16 protein-coding genes are annotated in these 17,132 nt (G+C 58.2%); 5 read left to right on the top strand and 11 right to left on the bottom strand.

The annotated features are described in order from the left end of the window. Window positions 1–66: 66 nt before the first annotated feature. From nuoF to N655_RS0110740, 6 genes are all read right to left on the bottom strand, one after another. The gene (gene nuoF / locus N655_RS0110765) at window positions 67–1,374 is read right to left on the bottom strand and encodes an NADH-quinone oxidoreductase subunit NuoF (protein WP_026443003.1); all 1,308 of its coding nucleotides are present in this window, start codon (window positions 1,372–1,374) and stop codon (window positions 67–69) included. A gap of 1 nt (window position 1,375) precedes the next feature. Beyond that, window positions 1,376–1,885 (bottom strand): NADH-quinone oxidoreductase subunit NuoE family protein, encoded by a 510-nt coding sequence (locus N655_RS0110760; protein ID WP_026443002.1) that lies wholly within the window; start codon window positions 1,883–1,885, stop codon window positions 1,376–1,378. An 89-nt stretch (window positions 1,886–1,974) separates the two neighbouring features. Further along, a complete protein-coding gene (locus N655_RS0110755) occupies window positions 1,975–2,343 on the bottom strand; it encodes a hypothetical protein (protein WP_026443001.1) in 369 nt (122 codons plus the stop codon). Further along, on the bottom strand, window positions 2,340–3,494 hold the full coding sequence (gene nuoD / locus N655_RS0110750; protein ID WP_238324829.1) for an NADH dehydrogenase (quinone) subunit D: 1,155 nt from the start codon (window positions 3,492–3,494) through the stop codon (window positions 2,340–2,342). The genes N655_RS0110755 and nuoD overlap by 4 nt, the downstream gene beginning before the upstream one ends. A gap of 86 nt (window positions 3,495–3,580) precedes the next feature. Then, on the bottom strand, window positions 3,581–4,075 hold the full coding sequence (locus N655_RS0110745; RefSeq protein WP_026442999.1) for an NADH-quinone oxidoreductase subunit C: 495 nt from the start codon (window positions 4,073–4,075) through the stop codon (window positions 3,581–3,583). Between the two features lie 99 nt (window positions 4,076–4,174). Next, window positions 4,175–4,582 (bottom strand): NADH-quinone oxidoreductase subunit A, encoded by a 408-nt coding sequence (locus tag N655_RS0110740; RefSeq protein ID WP_026442998.1) that lies wholly within the window; start codon window positions 4,580–4,582, stop codon window positions 4,175–4,177. 300 nt (window positions 4,583–4,882) lie between these two features. Between N655_RS0110740 and N655_RS0110735 the strand changes: the two genes are divergently transcribed. Both N655_RS0110735 and thiS read left to right on the top strand, forming a co-directional pair. After that, window positions 4,883–5,074, top strand: a complete 192-nt coding sequence (locus tag N655_RS0110735) for a hypothetical protein (RefSeq protein ID WP_026442997.1) — start codon at window positions 4,883–4,885, stop codon at window positions 5,072–5,074. A gap of 17 nt (window positions 5,075–5,091) precedes the next feature. After that, window positions 5,092–5,367 (top strand): sulfur carrier protein ThiS, encoded by a 276-nt coding sequence (thiS, locus tag N655_RS0110730; protein ID WP_349509485.1) that lies wholly within the window; start codon window positions 5,092–5,094, stop codon window positions 5,365–5,367. Window positions 5,368–5,447: 80 nt separating this feature from the next. Here thiS and N655_RS0110725 read toward each other — a convergent pair whose 3' ends face one another. The 4 genes from N655_RS0110725 to N655_RS0110710 form a co-directional block, all read right to left on the bottom strand. Next, the gene (locus tag N655_RS0110725; protein ID WP_044935757.1) at window positions 5,448–7,301 is read right to left on the bottom strand and encodes an ABC transporter ATP-binding protein; all 1,854 of its coding nucleotides are present in this window, start codon (window positions 7,299–7,301) and stop codon (window positions 5,448–5,450) included. A 34-nt stretch (window positions 7,302–7,335) separates the two neighbouring features. Continuing rightward, window positions 7,336–7,710, bottom strand: a complete 375-nt coding sequence (locus N655_RS0110720; protein ID WP_026442994.1) for a hypothetical protein — start codon at window positions 7,708–7,710, stop codon at window positions 7,336–7,338. 90 nt (window positions 7,711–7,800) lie between these two features. Beyond that, window positions 7,801–8,304, bottom strand: a complete 504-nt coding sequence (locus N655_RS0110715) for a gluconokinase (protein WP_026442993.1) — start codon at window positions 8,302–8,304, stop codon at window positions 7,801–7,803. Next, window positions 8,301–9,290, bottom strand: coding sequence for an SCO family protein (locus N655_RS0110710; protein ID WP_081823675.1), 990 nt, complete (start codon window positions 9,288–9,290; stop codon window positions 8,301–8,303). Before N655_RS0110710 ends, N655_RS0110715 begins: the two co-directional genes overlap by 4 nt. Here N655_RS0110710 and N655_RS0110705 point away from each other — a divergent pair. The 3 genes from N655_RS0110705 to N655_RS0110695 are packed head-to-tail and all read left to right on the top strand — an operon-like array spanning window position 9,273 to window position 15,936. Then, window positions 9,273–11,987 carry a PD-(D/E)XK nuclease family protein gene (locus N655_RS0110705; RefSeq protein WP_026442991.1) on the top strand — a complete coding sequence of 905 codons (2,715 nt, stop codon included), beginning with the start codon at window positions 9,273–9,275 and terminating at the stop codon, window positions 11,985–11,987. The two genes, N655_RS0110710 and N655_RS0110705, sit on opposite strands and share 18 nt — an antisense overlap. Further along, entirely contained in the window at window positions 11,980–15,474 is a 3,495-nt protein-coding gene (locus N655_RS0110700) for a UvrD-helicase domain-containing protein (protein WP_026442990.1), read from the top strand. The genes N655_RS0110705 and N655_RS0110700 overlap by 8 nt, the downstream gene beginning before the upstream one ends. Before the next feature lie 3 nt (window positions 15,475–15,477). Further along, window positions 15,478–15,936, top strand: coding sequence for an NUDIX hydrolase (locus N655_RS0110695; protein ID WP_026442989.1), 459 nt, complete (start codon window positions 15,478–15,480; stop codon window positions 15,934–15,936). Window positions 15,937–16,009: 73 nt separating this feature from the next. Here N655_RS0110695 and N655_RS18440 read toward each other — a convergent pair whose 3' ends face one another. Beyond that, window positions 16,010–17,128 (bottom strand): glycoside hydrolase family 172 protein, encoded by a 1,119-nt coding sequence (locus tag N655_RS18440; RefSeq protein WP_081823673.1) that lies wholly within the window; start codon window positions 17,126–17,128, stop codon window positions 16,010–16,012. Between the last annotated feature and the right edge of the window lie 4 nt (window positions 17,129–17,132).

The raw sequence follows: 17,132 nt of genomic DNA, 5'->3' as shown, positions 1-17,132 counted from the left end.
GCTGCTCCGTTTACCAAGAAACCCCCGGCCCTTGGCCTCAATCATCTTGCCCCTCTCCCCGCGCCTTCATGCGCCTACCAGCTCTTCGTGCCTGGCATAAGGGCAGGGCTTCCCGTTCAAGTGGTCTTCAAACTCTTTCCGGAACTTCTTGATAAATCCAATCGTCGGCATGGCCGCCGCATCGCCCAGCGGGCAGAAGGTACGGCCCAGCATGTTTTCCGCCAGATAACGGATATTGTCGAGGTCCTTGTCCACTCCGCCGCCGGCATGGACCCGTCCAATCGTCTTCTTCAGCCAGTCCGTTCCTTCACGGCACGGAATACACCATCCGCAGCTTTCATGCTGATAGAAGGCAATGGTGCGCAGCGCAAATTCAACGATGCAGGTCTGGTCGTCAATGACGACAATCCCTCCGGAGCCCAGCATCGTTCCTGCCTTGCCCATCTGGTCAAAATCCAGCCCCACATCAATTTCATCGGCGGTTAGCACAGGGGTCGAAGAGCCTCCGGGGACCACGGCCTTGAGCTTGCGTCCGCCGCGCACTCCGCCCGCCACCTCATAAATGGCTTTCTTCAGGTTGTAGCCCATGGGCAGCTCGTAAACCCCCGGGCGCTCCACGTGCCCACTGATGCCGAAAAGACGAGTTCCTCCATTACGCTCGGAGCCGACCTTGGCGTATGGCTCGCCGCCCATCAGCAGGACATGCGGGACGGTGGCAATCGTCTCGGCATTGTTGATGACCGTCGGTCCGCCATAGAGTCCGACCACGGCGGGGAAGGGCGGCTTGATGCGCGGCACACCGCGCTTGCCTTCGAGCGATTCCATCAGCGCCGACTCTTCGCCGACCTCGTAAGCGCCTGCGCCGGTCTGGGTCACGATGTCAAAGTCCACGCCGGACCCAAAGATGTTCTTGCCCAGAAAGCCGCGCGCATAAGCGTCGGCCACGGCCTTCTCCATGATCTTGAGCAGATAACGGTACTCACCACGCAAGTAAATGAAGCCCATCTTGGCGCCGATGGCGATTCCGGCAATGATGGTGCCTTCAATGACTGCATGGGGATCATGCAGAAAGATCAGGTGGTCTTTGCAGGTCCCCGGTTCACTCTCGTCACCGTTGACCAGGACGTATTTGGGCCGCTCCGACTGCTTGGGCACAAACGACCACTTCATTCCAGTGGGGAAGCCGGCACCGCCGCGCCCGCGCAGGCCGCTGGCCTTCATTTCGCTGATGATCCAGTCGGGACCTTTTTCGATGGCCATCTGTGTGGCCTTGTAGCCATCCAGTTCGAGATATTTGTCAATGTTCTCAGCGCCGAGACCAAAGCGGCGGGAGATGATCTTCACTTCTTCGGGATGGGAGACGAGCCGTGGCATCTTACCTGGTCTCCTTTCCACGTCCGGCCTTGTAGTCCTCGATGATCTGGTCTACCTTCTGCGGCGTCAGCTCATCGTAGAAATCATAATTGACCTGCATGGCAGGCGCCCAGCAGCAGGCACCAATACACTCTACCTCTTCCAGCGAAAACTGCCCGTCAGGCGTGACTTCCTTGTGCCCAATGCCCAGCCGCTTCTTGCAGTGCTCAAGAATTTCGTACCCCCCGCGCAGCATACAGGAGATATTGGTACAGACCTGAAAATTGTATTTTCCCGCCGGCCTTGTGCGCAGCATGGAGTAGTAGCTGAGCACATTGCGCACGTCAAGCTCAGTAATGCCAATCCGCTCTGCCACTTCCCTTACAACTTCATCCGAGATATAGCCAACCTCATCCTGCGCATAAAGCAGCATAGGAATCAGCGCCGAACGCCGCACCGGATAGAGCGTCACCAGGCGGTCAAAGCGCGCCGCCAGTTCCGGTGAAAAAATTGTGGTTGCAGGAGTGCTCATCCTAAATTTCCTTTTGTCATCCTGAGCGAAGCGTCCAAAGAGAGCGAAATTCCCCCAAAAGCGTTCGCTCCCCCGGCTGCTACAAGCTTCTAATTCTCATCAAAAACCCTGGCCGTAAAAGCCTCTGCCGCAATTTCGAGCTCAACACTGCCGCGACGGTCGCTGAACTTCACCGTACTGTCGGCACTGAACTCGAACCTGCCTGTGGCCAGTACCCGTTCCGGGCCTGGAACATTCTCGTATAACGTCCACTCCCCCTTGCCGGAACTTCCGTCGAAATCAATCGCCAGGACCTTCTTCTCGGCACGAATGCTCAAACGGCCTTCTGCTCCGTCATCTATGGAGGCGTGGCCTGTCGGCCTGCCCAGATCGTGCGCCGCCACATACGACCGAATGAGCGCCGCAAACGAAACCCATAGCTCGGTAAAAAGCCGTGGGTCGGGCGCAGCCTTGATCACCGGTCAATCTCTCCCAGCACGATGTCAATCGAACCGATCACCGCGACCACATCGGCGATCAGGCGTCCGGCGCACATCGTTTGCAGGGCCTGCAACGTCGCAAACGACGGGTTCCGCATATGCACGCGATAGGGCTTCGCTGTTCCATCGCTGACCACGTAATAACCCATCTCCCCACGCGGCGACTCGACCGCCTGGTACACCTGCCCCGCCGGGACCGTAAAGCCCTCGGTCACAATCTTGAAGTGATAGATGAGCGACTCCATCTGGGTCTTCATCTTCTCGCGGTCGGGCAGAACGACCTTCGGCGCATCGGCGGTAATGCGTCCTTCCGGCATTCCCTCAAGCGCCTGTTCAACGATCTTGACCGATTCCCGCATCTCCTGAATGCGGACCAGATAACGCGCCCATACATCGCCATCGGTAGAAACAGGCACCTTGAACTGGAACTTATCGTAGCTCGAATAGGGCATGTCGCGCCGCAGGTCCCAGTCCACACCGCTGGCACGCAGTGGGGGCCCGGTCACACCAAGGGAAATCGCGTCTTCAGCGCTAAGATAGCCCACGCCTTTGAGGCGGTTCATGAAGATGGGGTTTCCGGTAAGAAGATTCTCATATTCGTCAATCTTCTCCGGCATGATTTTGATGAACTTCCGCACACGGTCAAAAAAGTCCACCGGAGGCTCCAGCGCGAGTCCTCCAATGCGGAAGTAAGAGGTCATCATGCGCTGGCCAGAGACATGCTCAAAGATGCGCAGGATCTCTTCCCGCTCGCGGAAGCAATACAGAAAGACCGTCAGCGCACCAATGTCCATGGCATGCGTACCCAGCCACACCAGGTGCGAATTCAGGCGTGTCAGCTCGTTCAGAAGCACGCGCATCCACTGCGCGCGGTCCGGAATCTCCAGCTGGAGCAGCTTTTCGACCGCCAGGCAGTAGGCCAGGTTGTTGGTCATCGGGCACAAATAATCAATGCGGTCGGTCATGGGAACGACCTGCTGATAGAACTTCGCCTCGCAGGTCTTCTCAATGCCCGTATGCAGGTAACCGATGTCGGGAACGACCTTCAGGACCGTCTCGCCGTCAATCTCAATGACCAGACGGAGCACCCCGTGAGTAGAAGGGTGCTGCGGGCCCATATTGAGGACCATGGTGCGGTCTTTGGCCCCCTCTTCCGGACGCGGCTTCAACAGCGTAGAGGTCTCAACGAAATGTGCAAGCTCCGGGGCCTTCGGCATCAGCGGTAGCCCTCCACAGGATAGTCTTTGCGCAGAGGATGGCCCTCCCACTCTTCCGGCATCATGATACGACGCAGGTCAGGGTGGCCATGAAAGCGTACCCCAAACAGGTCCCAGACCTCGCGCTCATAGTAATTTGCCGAGGGCCAGATGGAAGTGATGCTGTCAATGCCCGGATCAAGGCTCTCGACCGGACAGAGGACCCGGACGCGCTCCTTCAGCAGATGCGAAAGAATATGGTACGTCACCTGAAAGCGCGGCTCTGAAGGATACCAGTCCACACAGGTCACATCTTCCAGAAAGTTGTAGCCTGCGCCTTTCAGCGTCTGGCACGCGCCGCGGATCTGGCTGCTGGCGATGGTAACGGTCAGCTCCCTGCGGTCATAGATGGCATCCAGAACAGCATCAGCATTCCACGCCAGAAGAGAAGAAAGCGCCCGGTTTTCCGGCAAGGCCGCAAGCACGGCGTCTTTTCCTAGAACTGCTGGGTCCATTGCATCCTTTACGAATTCATCTCAGCCGGTGGCGGCCGCAATGCTCTGACGAGGTCCAGTCCTGCACCCCGGCAGGATGTCCCCCTGAGAAGTTGAAACTTACAGGTCGCCCTTGTCCTGCGACCAGTCGAGAATGCCCTTTTTCCAGACGTAGAAGATGCCCACGGCAACAAATCCGAGATAAACCAGCATCTCCCAGAAACCAAAGAGGCGCGAACCGGCAATTTTTGGCAGTTCGCGGTAAATCACCGCCCACGGCAGCATGAAGACTGCTTCCACGTCAAACAGGATGAAAAGCATCGCCACCATGTAGAAGCCAACGGAGAAGCGCCCGCGGGTGTCCCCTTCGACCGGAATGCCGCATTCATACGCATCCAGCTTGGCCCTGGTGTTGCGACGACGGCCAATCAGCCAGGATGCCGCAACCATGCCCCCGGCCAAAGCCACAGCGGCAAGAATCTGAAGCAAAAGCGGCAAATAGTTCCAGTAGTAGTGTGCGTCCTGCATTCTGTCTCCTGGCCCAAAGCCTCTCTCTTGAGAGTAGTTTCTGAATGGTGAGGCCGTCAAGGAAGGTAGCGTAATTCCTGCATGAAGACTGGAATTTTTTCACTCTTCACACCCGGCCCCCATGGTCCCCGCCAGGCAAGGATTCCACGTCGCAAAGTCAAGAAACACAGCCCTAGCCTCCCTTCTGCATTCCCAAACTGCAACCGCTGTCCTAAAGCGGGACAATGAAAGGCCCGTATGAAGAGTTTTCTCAAGCTGCCCGCTTCCACAGCCGATAGATTGCTCTAAGGAGAAAACTCTGTGGGTACACTCGGTCATTCCCTTCCGGGTCTGGACAATCTCTCCGCTGCTGCCCAGGACTCGGCGACCTCTGCCCCGCCGGCAAAGGATGGCCTGGGGGCCATGCGGGCGCTTGCTTTTGTGCTTCTGTTCAATGCAGGCCTTGTAGTGCTGGGCTTGGCTCTCTGGAGTGCCTGGCGGTGGCTGCGCTAGCCTGAACAGAAAAGACGATGAGGCCACGCAGTCCCTCGACTGTCTCTGCTACCCTCAGAATTATGCAGCTTGTGATTAATGGCCAGGTCAAAGAATTCCCTTCTCTCTCTGGCAATGCAACCGTGTCAGAACTGGTCGCGCATCTGGGGCTGAAAAGCGACCGCGTCGCCATTGAGCAGAACGGAGAAATCATCCCTCGTTCCTGCTGGGACTCCGCACCGGTCCAATCAGGCGACAAGCTGGAGATCGTCCATTTCGTCGGCGGTGGCCTTCCCACCGGAAGTCTGCCCTAATTCCCGGCAGAATCCCGTCCCCCAGCGCCTTTTTTCTCCGGTCAACGAGGGAAGTTTTCCGGAAACCTCCTGAGACCCTCCTAGGCCCGCTCCTCCACTGTATCGCCTTCGCCAGGCGCCAGAAAAAGATTGGTTTCCAGCCCATGCTGGCGCGTGTAGAGATCGTAATACCGGCCTCCCAGCGCGTAGAGGCTCTCATGCGTTCCTCGCTCCACAATCCAGCCTCCCTCGACGACCAGGATCTGGTCCGCGCGTCGGATGGTCGAGAGGCGATGGGCAATCACAAAGGTTGTGCGGCCCTGCATCAGGTAGCTCAGACCATGCTGAATCATCTGTTCGGATTCGGAATCGAGCGAAGACGTCGCTTCGTCCAGGATCAGAATGCGCGGATCGGCCAGGATGGCGCGGGCGATCGAAAGCCTCTGGCGCTGGCCTCCGGAGAGTTTGACGCCGCGTTCGCCCACAATCGTGTCATATCGTTCAGGAAACCGCTCCGCAAACTCGTCCACGCGGGCGATGCGGCATGCTTCCAGAAACTGCTCTTCGGTGGCATCGGGATAGGAAAACAACACGTTTTCGCGGATGGTGCCATCGAACAAAAACGATTCCTGCAGGACCACACCAAGCTGACTGCGGTAGCTGTCCAGCCGGACCGTGGCAAGGTCGATGCCATCTACCAGCACGCGGCCGGAGTCCGGCTTATGAAAGCCGCAGACCAGGCTGATGATGGTGGATTTGCCGGATCCGGAAGAGCCGACCAGCGCCGTGACGGTTCCTGGCTGCGCGCGGAATGAAATTCCATGCAGCACGGGCTTGTCCGGCTCATAGCTGAAGCGAACATCCTGAAACTCCACCTCTCCGCGGATTTCTCCAATGGCGACCGTCCTCTGAGGGTCGCTGAATTCGTCCATCTCGCTCATGATCTCGATCGTGCGGTCGAGTCCAGCCACCGCTTCCGTCAGCTGCGTGCCGATATTCACGACCTGGAAGACAGGAGCAATCATGAACGCGAGAAACATGTTGTATTGGAAATAATCGCCCAGAGTGAGCCGGTGGGCAAAATAATCGCGGCCGCCCAGAAGCATGACCAGACCGCCCACAATGCCGAGCACCGTCGTCGCTGCAAAGGAAAGCGCACTGGTGGCCGTCAGTGAGCGCATCACGTTGTCCAGCAGGCGCTGCACGCCCTGCGCAAAAACGCCGGCCTCGCGCGATTCCGCGTGATAGCCTTTGACGACGCGCACGCCGCCAAGCGATTCCGTAAGCCGCCCGGTGACCTCGGCGTTGATCCTTCCCCGCTCCCGAAAGATAGGGCGAATGGTCTTGAAGGCCCTTTGAAGGACCAGCACAAAGGCGGCAATGACAGCAAAGACAATCAACGTAATCTTGCGGCTGGTATGCATGAGCACGGCAAAGGCCATGATGGCGGTCATGATCCCGCCCAGAAATTCAACCAGCCCTGTGCCAATCAGATTGCGGACACCTTCGACGTCCGTCATGATGCGCGAAACCAGAGTGCCGGTGCGGTTGCTGTCATAAAAACTGACCGGGAGCAAACCGATGTGCTGCTGCACCTGCTTACGCAGGTCGGCAATCATGCGCTGGGCCGCCTTGGAAAGTAACTGGGTGAGCGAAAAGGAGGTGACGGCCTGGATGGCAGTGGCTGCAAAGACCACACTGACCAGGGGCAGCAGCTTGTCTTCGTGATGCTGCCGCAAGACCGTATCAATAAAAAATTTCGTGGATGCGGGCAGCACCAGCCCGGCAACCCGGTTGATGGCCATCAGCAGCAGGCCCAGGAGCAGGACCCAGCGGCGGGGACGGATGAGTTTCCAGATTTCAGGAAGCACCTTCCTGAAATCCGGCTTCTTTTTGGCCGGGTCTTCGGCAGTGCGGAGATGGGCGCGGGACCCGCCACTGCGCTCTGCGCGCATCGTCGTCATGGAGCCGGGCCGCATTTCAGGCAACCTAGGCCCTTGCTCGCCGGGCCGCGATGAAGGAACGCACGCAAAGAATGACGAAGACCAGCAGGATACCGGCCATGGCCGCTTTGGCCTCGACCGCCGCCGGATGGGCGTACTGCTGTCCCTGTACGAGTCGAATATAGTCGTAAATACTCTTGGCTGTGCCCAGAAAACCCAGCAGGCCAATGGTCACGGCAAGATGCATGTAGAGCTTGCGCTTGCCGGCGTCCTCCGTCATGGAAAGAAGGCCCAGAATGCCCAGCACGATCCCTACATATGCAGGAATCAGTGCGGTGGGTGCGTGGCTGCCTGTGGCAACAAAACCAAAGATGCCAAGGAGGATCAGAATGACACCAAAGACGACTGTAGTTCTCGCCATATTCGGGAATGGCCTCCGCTCTGGATTCAGTGTATATGCGGCAGACTGCACCTGCTTCATAAGACGCGGACAGAGGAATGGCGACTCTATTTATTGTGCTGCCGGAACAATCCTCAGCGCGTCCAGAATTTCCCGGGCAGCATCTTCCGGCGGCTGAAGCGCGGAAATATGCAGCGCATCTTCCGGGGGCTGCAAAGTAGCAAGCTGGCTTTCCAGCAGCGCCGGGGGCATAAAGTGCTGCCTCTGGCGCATGCGCTCTGCAATCACACCTTTTGGCGCATCCATCAGAGCAAAGCGATAGGCATCATGCGGAAGCCCGGCCACCAGCATGTCCCGGTAGGCCTGCTTGAGTGCTGAACAGGTGAGGATGCCGTTTTCCCCGCGCTCATACCAGCCGCGGACCAGATCATGCAAAGCGGCAAGCCATGGAGTGCGGTCCTCGTCCGTCAGCGGGATGCCTGAGGCCATCTTCTGCCGGTTTGCTTCCGAGTGGTAATCATCGCCCTCGGCAAACTGCCATCCGGTAAGCTTTTGCAATGCCAAGGCGGTTGTGGTCTTTCCTGAACCACTGACGCCCATCACAATCACGATCATGCTTTCCCCTGCTTTGCCACTAATTGTTTCACGTCGCTGAGAATCTGGTCCGGCGTCCAGTCGTTGGTGGGATACCACTTGAACACCCTGCCGTCCGGCCCGATCACCAACGTCGAAAGCGAATGTGTAATCGTGCGGTCTTTTTCCGGCGTAGCGCCTACGTCAAAATAACGCAGCACGGCCGGCAGGTCGTTGCGGCTCGGTGCGGCGAAGTCCCAGTGCGCAAAGGTTTCTTTTGTATAGTTTCCGGTATAGGCGCTGCCATAGCTGCGCAGCACCTTCGGTGTGTCGTAATCAGGATCAAAGCTCACGCTCAACAAGTGCGTTTTGCTGTAAAGCTCCGGGGCCTTGGCGAGCGCTTTGTCGATCTCAGCAAAATTGCGGCTCATGCGTGGACAGTAATCAGCCAGAGGGCAGCGCGTGTAGATAAAGGTCACCAGCAGGACCTTGCCGTGAAACTGCGCAAGATGGATTTGTTTCCCATTCTGGTTCAGCAGCTTGAAGTCCGGCACCTTGTCTCCGGGCTGGATGGGGTGGTAAAAGAAGCTGGGTTTGTAGTCCGGCTTGGCCTGCGCAATGATGACGATCTGGTCCAGAAGGTCAGAGTCCTCGGTTGCAATCAGCGTTGCCGTAATGCTGTCGCCCGGATGCAATTCACCGAGAATGCTGGGATTCTTCAGCTTGTAGGGCATCGTCATGGCTTCCATATAGCCGGGAATGGCCGCCGCATCCAGGACAATTTCGCCATGCTGCGGGTCCACCGTGACGATTTTGCCGCGCACAGGATAGTGCTTAGCACCCGCTTCAGAAGCGGACTGGCCGGCTTCCGGCGCCGTCCTACGGCATCCGCCAGCCAGCAGAAAACAGGTGAAAGCTACGACACACAACCGGCGTGAAGAAAAAGCCACAGCCCAGTTTACACTTTTTGTGTGCTCCCACTCTTTGATTCGCCCGAACCGCAGACCCTGGTGGAAAAAGTCAGCCATGCTCTGAGGGATGGCTCCAGGGTTGTTGCGGCAAGCGCACGCGCGGCGCGGTTTTTGCGGCAGGCCTATGCTGAGCAGCAGCGCGCCAGCGGGCTGGAGATGTGGGCCTCTCCCCGGATCTCCGATTGGGAAAGCTGGATCACGGAACTGTGGCAGGAGCTGACATTTGTTGCGCCGGAACCACCGCTGCTTCTGGGCCCGATTCAAGAGCGGTTTTTATGGAAGCAAGTGCAGCGGGAGGACGCAGGTCTGGTTGTTTCTCCTGACGGGATGGCCTCCCTTGCCCAGGATGCATACGCGCTGCTGAGCGCCTACCGGAAGCACGATGCGCGAAGATTTCCCTGGGACGGACCAGATGCAGAGCGCTTCCGCAAATGGGCCGCTGATTTTGACGATCTTTGCCGCAGCCGTAACTGGGCAAGCCGGAGCAAGGCAGAAGAACTGCTGGCCGATGCGGTGCGCTCCGGGGTCCTCCGAGTATCGGAAAATCTTTTTCTGGTCGGGTTTGACCGGCTGACGCCCAAGCAAGAGCGCTTGATTGCCGTACTTCGCGAAACTGGCTCCAGAGTAGAAAGCCCCGGACCGGGACCTTACCAGGACTGTACCGGCAGGCAGGTCGCTGCCGATGACTTACGCGACGAGCTTCTCGCCTGCGCCCAGTGGTGCCGACATCAGCTGGAGAAGAAGGGGGCCAAACGAATTGGGGTCATCGCTCCGGACCTCCATAGCATCCGGGCAGAAGCTGACCGCGTGTTCCGCGCCGTACTGATGCCCGAGTCACTGGATATTACAAAGGGAGCGGGCACGCCGGCCTATGAATTCTCACTCGGCCTGCCCCTCGCGGATGTTCCCGTAATCCGCGCCGCCTTATTGATGCTGCGGTGGACTACTCGGCCGCTGCAACTGGAAGAGGTCACCTGGCTCACACTGTCGGGCTTTTTCTGTAAACATCCGGCGGAGGTCGGCAAGCTCGCATGGGTCGACCTTGGACTGCGCCGTTCCGGACTGCTCTCACCGGAGATTTCGCTGGACGGCTTTCTCAAAAAAACAGGCCCCGGTGCCTTCCGCACTCGCCTGCTCCGCATCCAGCGGATGCTGGAAAAAGATGACGCCCGGAAGACGCCCTTGACCTATGCAGGGCACTGTGAAATGGCAGAGGCCCTGCTGCGCGCAGCCCGATGGCCCGGATTTCACCACCTGGACAGCGTGCAATATCAGGCGCGGACGCGCTGGCAAAAACTCCTGGATGAAATGGCCCTCCTCGACTTTTCCGGACACCGCGCGGTATTCAAAGATTTCGTTCAAGCACTGGAGCTGCATGCTTCAAACACCCTCTTCACGCCAGAATCACGCCATGCTCCGGTCCAGATCATGGGCGCTTTTGAGTCCTCCGGCCAGGCGTTCGATGCGGTCTGGTTTCTGGGCGCGGACGACTCGCAATGGCCCGTCGCGGGAAGACCGCATCCGCTGCTTCCGCTCAGGGAGCAACTCCAGGCACAGATGCCGCACTGCTGCGCCGCCGTAGACACGGCACTGGCACTTTCGGTCACACAGCGAATTGCGAACTCGGCCCCGGAGTTTGTCTTCAGCTACGCACGTTCCAATAAGGAAGGGGCCTTACGACCTTCTTCTTTGCCCGCTTACGTTCTGGGAATCAACCACACGCCAATCTCCACTCATGCATTGCGGGCCGAATTGCAGATGGGGTCGGCAACTGCCTCTCGGCAGGAGCTGGAGATGTGGATCCAGTCCTCAGAGGCCGTTCCCTGGCCGCGAGAACGCGTGGCTGGCGGCGCCGGCATTCTTAAAGAGCAGGCTGCATGTCCTTTTCAGGCATTTGCCACCCGCCGCCTGGGAGCGCTACCTCTGGACCGCGCGGCATGGGGGTTGAATGCAATGCAGCGCGGCAATCTGGTCCATGCCATCTTGGAGGACCTCTGGTCACCGGAGACGCCAGAGCCGTTTCGGATGACCGGGTGGAATGATCTGCAGCGCCTTCACGGCGCAGGCCGCCTGGATGAAGTGTTGCGTTATCACATCAACGCTGCCTTTTCCGAATTGATGACGGAAAGTGCCGCCGACCCCTGGATGACCGCCTATCTGGTCTCAGAGCAGGACCGCATGCAACGCTCGTTAAAAGAATGGCTGGAGTGTGAGGCGCGCCGGCAGCCTTTTACGGTGGAGTGCCGCGAAGAAAGATTGCGAGACGTTTGCGTAGGTGGACTCAAACTCAATTTGCGTGCAGACCGAATTGACCTGTTGCCGGATGACAACCGTCTTCTGATTGATTACAAAACAGGGGACGTCTCTACCGCCGACTGGAAGGGCGAGCGGATGAACGAACCGCAGCTCCCGCTTTATGCCGTCTATGGAAATGTAGAGAACGTAAGCGGTCTGCTTTTCGCACGGATCCGCGCAGGCCGTATCGGCTTTGTCGGACATGTGGCCGATCCCCAGCAGCAGCTGCAGAGCGACCTGGACGCCAAGAGCGCGCTGATGCAGCAGCCCTATAACAGCAGCATGAAACAAAACTGGCAGCAGTCCCTGCTGGGCCTTGCCGAAGAGTTCCTGCGCGGCGAAGCCTCTGTGGACCCGAAACAAGGTGCAAAGACCTGCCGGTACTGCCCGTTGCCAGGCTTGTGCCGCGTTGCGGAAACACAGACCACCACCCAGCCGGAGGACCCTCAGGATGAATAGGCTGGATGCTCAGGCGCCAGACCAGGCGCAGCGCGATGAAGCCCTGAATACGGCCATTTCCTGCATTGTGCAGGCCCCTGCCGGGTCTGGGAAGACTGAGCTGCTGACCCAGCGCTTTGTCAAATTGTTGTCTGAAGTGGATGAGCCTGAGCAGATTCTGGCCATTACTTTCACCCGTGCAGCTACGGCTGAAATGCGGTTTCGCGTTTTGCAGCAGCTGGAAAAAGCACGATCCGGGCCCCGCGGTCCCGCCCTGGAAATGGCCAGACGGGCGCTGGCCCATGCCGAAGCACGCGGCTGGAAGCTGCTCGAACAGCCGCATCGGCTCAACATTCAAACCATCGACTCTCTGTGCATGCGCCTGGCCCATGAGCAGCCACTGCTGGCGCGCATGGGCGGTCATCTGCAACCGCAGGATGATGCCTCCCTTCTCTATGAGGAGGCGGCCCGCCGCACCCTTGCATATCTGGGCAGTCCCAGACATGAGATTCATGCTGCACTGATGCACGTGCTGGCCATGCGGGACAATCATCTGGGCGATGTGCAGCGCCTGATTGCAGAGATGCTGGCAAAGCGCGACCAGTGGCTGCATGTCTTCCCCCTCAGCAACCAGATAAGCGAAGAGCAATGGACGAAGGGCCGGCGCAAACTGGAAGCACCCTTTCAACATGCTGTAAAACGTGTGCTGGAACAGGCCCACTCTCTTCTCTCCCGCTCCCAACTGCTTGTCAGCGAGCTTCTGGAGCTTGGACGGTATGCCAGCCAGTATTGCGGAGAGTTTGCGCTTCTTGCAGAATTACGGGAACTTCCCAACACCGGGCTGGTAGACCACTGGAAATGTCTCGTAAGGTTTCTGACGAGAGACAAAGACTGGCGCAGACAATATTCAAAGACGCAAGGCTTTCCCGCAGATGAAGAAAAGCACCTGCCGGAAGGACAAAGGCCCAGCCGGCGAATCAAGGCCCTGGTCCAGCAGGGTCTTCGTACCATCCCCGGCCTGCTCGCGACACTCAATGAAATCGCAGACCTGCCTCCGCTCCACTACAACGAAGAGCAGTGGCACACCCTTCGTCAGCTTTTTGTCGTCCTGCGCTATGCCGTTGCCGAACTGCGGGTCTTGTTTGCAGAGCGCAATGCAATTGATTTTATTGAGCTCGGCATCGCCGCATTGCAGGTGCTCGAAGATCCGACCGACAATGTCTTGCGCCTGGGCGAGCAGGTCCGGCACCTTTTGGTGGATGAATTTCAGGACACCTCACGCCGCCAGCTTCGCCTTCTGGAGATGCTGCTCCGCGTGTGGGAACCCGGCGGCAAGCAGACCTGCTTTCTGGTCGGCGACCCGATGCAATCCATCTACATGTTCCGGCAGGCCGAAGTGGAACTGTTCGGGCAGGTCCTCGAACGCGGAATCGAACACCATGCTTTTCAACCCATCCGCTTGTCCGCAAATTTCCGCTCTCATCGCGGACTGACGGAGCGGTTGAACCAGTGGTTTCAGCCAATTTTTCATGACCAGGCTTCCGACAATGCCGCTGCTGTATCTTTTTCACCTTCAATTGCTGTTCAACCCGCGCCCCCTGTTGAATCCGTAGTGCTGCACCCGCAATTTATCTCCAGCAGGAATCCGCAGGAAGTCGCAGCTGCTGCACAGCACGAGGCTGAAGAGATTGTGCAAATCATTCACAGCTACAGGGAGCGCATTCAAAGAGCAGAAGAAGATCCGGAAGATTCCTTTACTGTCGCAGTGCTCGCCCGGGCCCGTCAGCATCTGGCTCTGATTGCACAGAAGCTGCGCGAGAATGGCATTCCCTACCGTTCTGTCGAGATTGAGTCGCTTGGTCAATGTCAGGAGGTTCGGGACCTGATGTCTCTCACCCGCGCGCTGCTGCACCCCATGGACCGTATTGCCTGGCTGTCGGTTCTCCGTGCGCCCTGGTGCGGACTTACGCTTCAGGACCTCCACACGCTTTGCGGCGAGGACGACCGGCGCTTGGCTCGTGTGCCGCTTGAGCATCTGATGGAAGAGCGGCTTGCACTCCTCAGCAGCGATGGACAACAGCGGATTGGGCGCGTCTTGCCGGTGCTCAGAAAGGCGCAGCAGGACCGCTATCAGGAGGGGCAGTCTCTTTCCACCTGGATCGAGCGCACCTGGAACACGCTTGGCGGCCCTCTTTGTCTTGATCAGGAGCAGAAGGAAAATGCACGCGTTTTTTTCTCCATGCTGGATGGCTTTTCATCCGATGGCATTGCCTGCCTGGGCGAGGCACTGGACCGTCAACTGGAACGGCTTTTTGCACAGCCTGATCCGCGGGTAAGTGAACGCGCCGGAGTGCAGTTAATGACCATTCATAAAGCCAAAGGCCTTGGCTTTAACGTCGTGCTTGTTCCGGGACTGGAACACAAGGCGCGGCGCGACGACAAACCGCTGATCATCATGCTGCAAAGGGCCAGCGCGACCCAGAATGCAGATGAACTGCTGGTGGCTCCGATCGACAGCCGCGGCGGGAATACGCATCCACTCTATCGGTGGGTGCGAAAACAGCGTGAAATCCGGGAAGAGGAAGAACGAAAACGTGTTTTCTATGTTGCCTGCACACGTGCCCGAGAGTGTCTCCACCTATTTGGCACTGCCACAGTTACAAAAGAGGGAAAACTTCAACCCGGGTCCAAAACGGATACTCTACTCTGCGCTGCATGGCCGGCACTGGAAGAGGAATTCTTGACTGCTTATCAGCGGCAGCAACAGCAGAAAATCCTGCATTTTTCCGTCCCTCAATCGGGCACCGTAGCCATTGCTGCCGCCGCAGCACCACTACACCCACCTCTGGTGCTGCGACGGTTGCCCGGGGACGTGTCTCCACCGGTGGCCGGCACCAATGTACAGACACCCGGGACCGTTTCTGCATTTGACACAGGAGAGCTCTTTGCCCGCCCCGAGGGCGGACGCGCGCAGCGCCTGATTGGGAGCATGCTTCATGTCTTACTGGAAAGACTTTCCCAGATGCAGATTTCCGCCGAGGAAGCATCTTCATGGATGGAGCGCCATACGTCAGCCCTTCTGCGGACCGCGGCGCTTCCTGAAGAATTGGCGACACGCGCGTATCACGAGATCGTAGCGTCCTTACAGGCCGTCCTTGAGGACCCGCAGGGAAGATGGCTGCTCTTTCCGCATCCTGATGCACAATCGGAGGCGTCCTGGACAGGATGGCTGGATGGAATGCTGCGTACAGTCCGCGCCGACAGGGTATTCCGTGCCGGCAGCCTCCCGTTGTCCACGGGAAAAGAATTTCTCTGGGTCGTGGACTATAAAACAACTTCCTATGCCGGCAAGGATGTGGACCAGTTTCTCGCCGCACAGCGGAAACAATATGCACCGCAGCTGGCCGCTTATGGCCATGCATTGCAAAAAATTCACGGCAACGCGCTCCGCCTGCGCTTTGGCCTCTATTTCCCCCGCCTGAAACGGCTGGAGTATTGGAGCGACTGACCTATGCCCAGACTGAGTGCCGGGGTCCTGATGTATCGCACTCACGGCGGTCACATCGAGGTCCTTCTCGCCCATCCCGGTGGCCCCTTTTGGTCCAGAAAAGATGCGGGTGCGTGGTCGATACCAAAGGGCGAATGTATGCCCGGCGAGCCGCCTCTGGCTGCTGCGCGGCGCGAGTTTGAGGAAGAGACCGGCATCGTCGTCCAGGGCAATTTTCTGCCGCTGGGTGAGGAGAAAATGGCAAGCGGCAAAACGATCAGTGTCTGGGCGGTGGAAGGCGATTGCGACCCTTCCGGCCTGAGAAGCAACACGTTCCAGATCGAGTGGCCGCCGCGTTCGGGAAAAATGGCTGAGTTCCCAGAAGTGGACCGCTGGGAGTGGTTCCCTATCGAGGAGGCCCGCAAGCGCATCTTAAAAGGACAGGTCGTTTTTCTCGACCGGCTTGCCAGCAGCATTCCATAAGCTGCTTTCCCACCCTTTGGCCGGCAACACGCAAACGAATGGGAAAGCCGGAACCGTTGCCCGACCGGAACTTTTACCGGGCTGCGTCATTCCCGGGGCCGCCCACCAATTGGAGAGCCGGAATCCGCTGCGCCATTGGAGGCAGTGGCGGAAACGCTTCATGCGGCTCGGCCTGATACCAGTAGGCGACAGAGTAATAGTTGTCCGAGCGTGCGTTCGCATGCCCATGCTCAATCGTTGCTTTGAAAGACTTCGTAAACGGAATGGGGGAATCCAAATGAAAGCGGTACACGCTGGAACGGCCACCGGCCAGTTCCTGACCGACCACCGGCGCTCCATAGAACTGATAAGAAAATGCGTGTCCGCCAAAGTCCCACGCGCCCAGGAAATAATCTTCTGAACCTGTGCCGACGATGGAGGGCTTCTGCTCACCATCAATAAAAAACATGTCGTCGCCTTCGCCCCACCATCCATCCTGGTTTTGCAGCACAGACATGGTCACGCCTACATATTGCCCGTGCCCCTTTGCCTCCATCCACACATAGTTGTCTGCACCGTCAAGGTTCTTCCGGTCATTCACCTTAGGGTCTCCATTGTCCCGCCATCCGGAAACGGTGCCGTGGTTGGGCTGGGCCTGCCGGTATTGCGCATGAAAATAAAGCGTATCAGCCGGCAGGCTGACGGAGAGCTTCCGATAATCAATGTTGTAGTAGAGCGCATGAATGGGCTGCGCACCTTCATTGGTCACGGTAATGCGCGCGTGCCGTTCAAAGGGCATGGGAAAAAAGCAGTTCAGCGCATTCTCACTGCCCACAGACAGCATCTTCGATTCCCAGTTGTGATACGTGCCGAGCCCCAGCCCGAAGAAATCTCCAATGGGGGCCTCCACGCTTGGACTGGCCTCATTGTCCCAGTACATGCGCAGCACAATGCGCTTCAGATGGTAAGGCTCAGGATCAGCAATCGTAAACCAGATATGGGAAATGACTCCGGGGCCATCCACGTCGAGTACCGTTTGCGTTGCACCTGGCGCCACAACGCGAAAGTCCGCATTGGCTCCGGTGGGGTCGGTGCTCGATTCGCGATGCAGCGTGTAGGTCTGCTGCCGTGTCAGGTCCGGCTGCCAGGACTGCATCTGTGCTGATGCGGAAATGGCCATCGCCCCAAGAAGAAACCCAGTGATGAAACGCATTGTT

This window comes from Pseudacidobacterium ailaaui, assembly GCF_000688455.1.
Lineage (GTDB): Bacteria > Acidobacteriota > Terriglobia > Terriglobales > Acidobacteriaceae > Pseudacidobacterium > Pseudacidobacterium ailaaui.
Note: the sequence above shows the minus strand (reverse complement) of the source record. Positions and strands in the feature narration are given on the sequence as shown.

Coding starts and splice junctions, on each gene's coding strand:
- nuoF (WP_026443003.1), bottom strand. CDS start 1,374: ATGCCACGGCTCGTCTCCCATCCCGAAGAAGTGAAGATCATCTCCCGC.
- N655_RS0110760 (WP_026443002.1), bottom strand. CDS start 1,885: ATGAGCACTCCTGCAACCACAATTTTTTCACCGGAACTGGCGGCGCGC.
- nuoD (WP_238324829.1), bottom strand. CDS start 3,494: ATGGTCCTCAATATGGGCCCGCAGCACCCTTCTACTCACGGGGTGCTC.
- N655_RS0110745 (WP_026442999.1), bottom strand. CDS start 4,075: ATGGACCCAGCAGTTCTAGGAAAAGACGCCGTGCTTGCGGCCTTGCCG.
- N655_RS0110740 (WP_026442998.1), bottom strand. CDS start 4,582: ATGCAGGACGCACACTACTACTGGAACTATTTGCCGCTTTTGCTTCAG.
- thiS (WP_349509485.1), top strand. CDS start 5,092: ATGAGGCCACGCAGTCCCTCGACTGTCTCTGCTACCCTCAGAATTATG.
- N655_RS0110725 (WP_044935757.1), bottom strand. CDS start 7,301: ATGCGCGCAGAGCGCAGTGGCGGGTCCCGCGCCCATCTCCGCACTGCC.
- N655_RS0110720 (WP_026442994.1), bottom strand. CDS start 7,710: ATGGCGAGAACTACAGTCGTCTTTGGTGTCATTCTGATCCTCCTTGGC.
- N655_RS0110715 (WP_026442993.1), bottom strand. CDS start 8,304: ATGATCGTGATTGTGATGGGCGTCAGTGGTTCAGGAAAGACCACAACC.
- N655_RS0110710 (WP_081823675.1), bottom strand. CDS start 9,290: ATGGCTGACTTTTTCCACCAGGGTCTGCGGTTCGGGCGAATCAAAGAG.
- N655_RS0110700 (WP_026442990.1), top strand. CDS start 11,980: ATGAATAGGCTGGATGCTCAGGCGCCAGACCAGGCGCAGCGCGATGAA.
- N655_RS0110695 (WP_026442989.1), top strand. CDS start 15,478: ATGCCCAGACTGAGTGCCGGGGTCCTGATGTATCGCACTCACGGCGGT.
- N655_RS18440 (WP_081823673.1), bottom strand. CDS start 17,128: ATGCGTTTCATCACTGGGTTTCTTCTTGGGGCGATGGCCATTTCCGCA.